The sequence below is a fragment of the Micromonospora maritima genome (assembly GCF_902825405.1).
Lineage (GTDB): Bacteria > Actinomycetota > Actinomycetes > Mycobacteriales > Micromonosporaceae > Micromonospora > Micromonospora maritima.
Window position 1 is genome coordinate 1 of the sequence record NZ_CADEAU010000562.1, and the last position, 3,210, is coordinate 3,210.

Sequence of the window (3,210 nt, forward strand, 5' to 3'; positions counted from 1 at the left end):
TTCGCCATCCGCCGCCGCTCCGGCCCCGGAGGTGCGGCGTCCGCGCCGACCGGCGGCTCGTCGGTGATCAGATCGGCGGGGACGAGCACCGAGGCGGTGGTGCCGGCCGGTCCGGCCGGCCGCAGCTCCACCCGCACGCCGTGCCGGGCGGCCAGCCGGGCCACCACGAACAGGCCCAGCCGGGCGCTGTCGGCCGGGTCGAACTCCGGCGGGGCGGCCAGCTTGCGGTTGGCCGCCGCCAGGGCCGGGGGTGACATGCCCAGGCCGCGGTCGGTGATCTCCACGGTGTACCCGCCGGGGACGGTCCGCCCGGTGACGTCCACCCGGGTGCCCGGCGGGGAGAACGCGGTGGCGTTCTCGATCAGCTCGGCGAGCAGGTGGATCACGTCGCCGACGGCCCGGCCGAGGACCCCGGCGGGCTGCACCTCGCCCACGTCGACCCGGTCGTACGCCTCGACCTCGGAGATCGCCCCGCGCATCACGTCCACCGCGGCGACCGGGCGGCGCCAGCCCCGCCCGGGCGCGGCACCGGCGAGGATGACCAGGTCCTCGGCGTGCCGGCGCAGCCGGGTGGCCAGGTGGTCGACCTGGAACAGCCCGGCCAGCTCGTCCGGGTCCTCGGTGCGCCGCTCCAGCCGGTCCAGCAACGCCAACTGCCGGTGCACCAGGCCCTGGCTGCGGCGGGCCAGGTTGAGGATGACCTCGTTGAACCCGCGACGCAGGGTGACCTCGTCCACCGCGGCCCGCACCGCGGTCCGCCGCACCTCGTTGAAGGCGTGCGCCACCTGGCCGATCTCGTCGCCGCCGTGGTCGAGTTCGGGGGCCTCCCGGTCGACGTCGACCTCCTCGCCCCGGCGCAGCCGCGCGACCACGTCGGGCAGCCGCCGCTCGGCCATCTCGGTCGCGGCGCTCCGCACGCCGGTCAGCCGGTGCGCCAGCGACCGGCCGACCCGCAGCACCACCAGGACGCAGGCCACGACGGCCACCAGGCCCAGCACGCCGGCGGCGGCGAGCTGGACGAGGATGCGCACGGCCATCGGCACCGACCGTTCGGCCAGGCCGTCCGCGCCGCGCAGCTCGAAGTCGCGCAGCCCTTGCCAGACCTCGGCGTGGCTGCTCTCCCAGGCCCGTACGTCGAACCGGGCGGGCAGCTCGGTGGAGCGGATCAGGGCGTCCTGGAGCGCGCGCAGCCGGAGGAAGCCCGGCCCCTCGGTCAGCCGCTGGTAGCCGGCGCGCTCGTCGGGCGGCAGGTCGGCGACCGCGTTCTCGGCCAGGAAGCGCTGGTTCTCGACGGTGCGTACGAGCTGTTCGTGCTCGCCCTCGGCGTACCGGCCGGCCACGACCGCGCCGGCGAGCAGCGCGTCGGCCTGGCCCAGCAGCTCGCGGGAGCGGCCCAGGGCGGTGAGCGCCGACGCCTCCCGGTTGAGCTGGACGTCGGGCAGCGCGGCCATGGCGGAGAACGCCTGGAAGGCGGAGCCGACCATCCCGCTGTAGAGGCCGACCGCGCCGGCCCGGTCGACCTTCCGGTCGTCGATGAAGGCCCGCCCCGCCGGCAACGCCTCCAGCGCGGAGCCCAGCTGGTCGAGCCGGGCGTCGAGCTGGTCGTCGGCCGCGTCGCGCAGGTCCTCGCCGTCGATCCGGCGGCGCAGCTCGGCCACCGCCCGGTCGGTGCGGGCCCGCTGCTCGCGCAGCTCCGGCAGGGTGCCGTCACCGGCGAGCTGCACCACCGAGAGCCGCCGTTCCCGTTGCAGCTCGGCGACCACGGTCTCGCCCGGCCGGCCGAGGTCGTAGAGGAGGGTACGCGCGGCGAGCAGGTCGAGCGCGGGGCCGAAGGCGAGCGTGGTCGCGAAGATCCACAGCGCCAGCAACCCGGTCACCGGACCGATGACCAGCGCGGTCAGCTTGGCGCGGATCGGCCAGTCGCGGGTGTTCAATCAGACCTCGCCCGGGAAGGTGTCGCTGGGTGGCGCCGGCAGCGGCCGCCAGGTCGCCGGCCACGACGCCGGGCCCCGACCCGGACGCCTTGGGCAGGATACGTAATCCCGGACGGATGCACTACCGGCCGTCTCGCCGCTCACTACGGTCCGGAACGGTCACGCGGGACACCGATGGACCCCGGCGCCGCGCCGTTAGGGCGTCGCCGAACCACCCACCTTTCGCAGGCCGCGCGGAAAGTGCCCCGGAACGGGATTGGCGATCACCCGCACGAGGGAATACCAGCGGCGAAGGAGGAGCCATGTCGCCCACCCAGGTAGTCGTCATAGTCATCGTCGTCGCCGTCATCGCCGCGCTGGTCGCGCTCGCCGTGGTCGCCAACCGCCGGCGGGCCCTCAAGCAGCGCTTCGGCCCGGAGTACGACCGGGTCGTCGCCGAGCAGGACAGCCGGGGCGCCGCCGAGCGCGAGCTGCGCGAGCGCGAGCGCCGGCACGCCGAGCTGGAGCTGACCCCGCTCAGCCCGGAGTCCCGGGCCCGCTACGCCGCCGCCTGGGAGGACCTCCAGGTGCGCTTCGTCGACTCGCCGGCGGAGACCGTCGGCGACGCCGACGAGCTGGTCGGCCGCCTGATCGCCGAGCGCGGATACCCCACCGGCGACTTCTCGGACCAGATCGCCCACCTCTCCGTCGAGCACGCCCGCACCCTGACCCACTACCGGGACGCCCACGAGATCCGGCAGCGCAACGAGCGCGGCGAGGCCGGCACCGAGGACCTCCGGCAGGCGCTGGTGCACTACCGGGCCCTCTTCGCCGACCTGCTCGGCGAGGACCCGGTCGGCCAGCAGGCGCCGGAGCAGCGCCACCCCGACCACGAGCACGACGCCACGAGCCGCTGAGGAGCCGCCGCCATGCGCCAGGAAGAGCAGCAGGTCACACAGGACCACCCCGAGGCCGTACGGTCCGCGCCGGTGCCGGTCCCCCCGCCGGGCGACCACACCGACGCCGACCGGTCGGGGACCGACCGCGCGGACCGGGCCGACGTGCCCGAGGACGTGCTCGACGACCGGGGCACCTTCGACGACCCGGCCGTCACCGACCGGCGGGACGCGGACCTCGACGAGACCCGCGGGTACGACGCCGGCGAGCTGCGGGACGCGGCCGACCGGACGGACGACGCGGACACCACGCGCGACGCCGACGGCCGGCCGGAGTTCCACGAGCCGGCGCCGCTGCCGACCGCGTTCGGGGCGGCCACGGTGGAGATCGGAAGAGCACA

Annotated in this window: 2 protein-coding genes and 1 pseudogene; 2 read left to right on the top strand and 1 reads right to left on the bottom strand. The window is 75.8% G+C overall.

The genetic code is table 11. From position 1 onward, the window contains the following. The coding region (locus tag HUW36_RS29040) for a sensor histidine kinase (RefSeq protein WP_174531037.1) at positions 1-1,934 on the bottom strand (1,934 nt) is incomplete at its 3' end. 302 nt (positions 1,935-2,236) lie between these two features. Between HUW36_RS29040 and HUW36_RS29045 the strand changes: the two genes are divergently transcribed. Further along, positions 2,237-2,830: a hypothetical protein gene (locus tag HUW36_RS29045; RefSeq protein ID WP_174531038.1), complete on the top strand. Its 594-nt coding sequence runs from the start codon at positions 2,237-2,239 to the stop codon at positions 2,828-2,830. Positions 2,831-2,842: 12 nt separating this feature from the next. Further along, positions 2,843-3,210 (top strand): annotated as a pseudogene (locus HUW36_RS29050) (hypothetical protein); the annotation flags it as partial.

What these genes read in the sequence shown, in the direction of transcription:
- HUW36_RS29045 (WP_174531038.1), top strand. Translation starts at nt 2,237, where the DNA reads ATGTCGCCCACCCAGGTAGTCGTCATAGTCATCGTCGTCGCCGTCATC.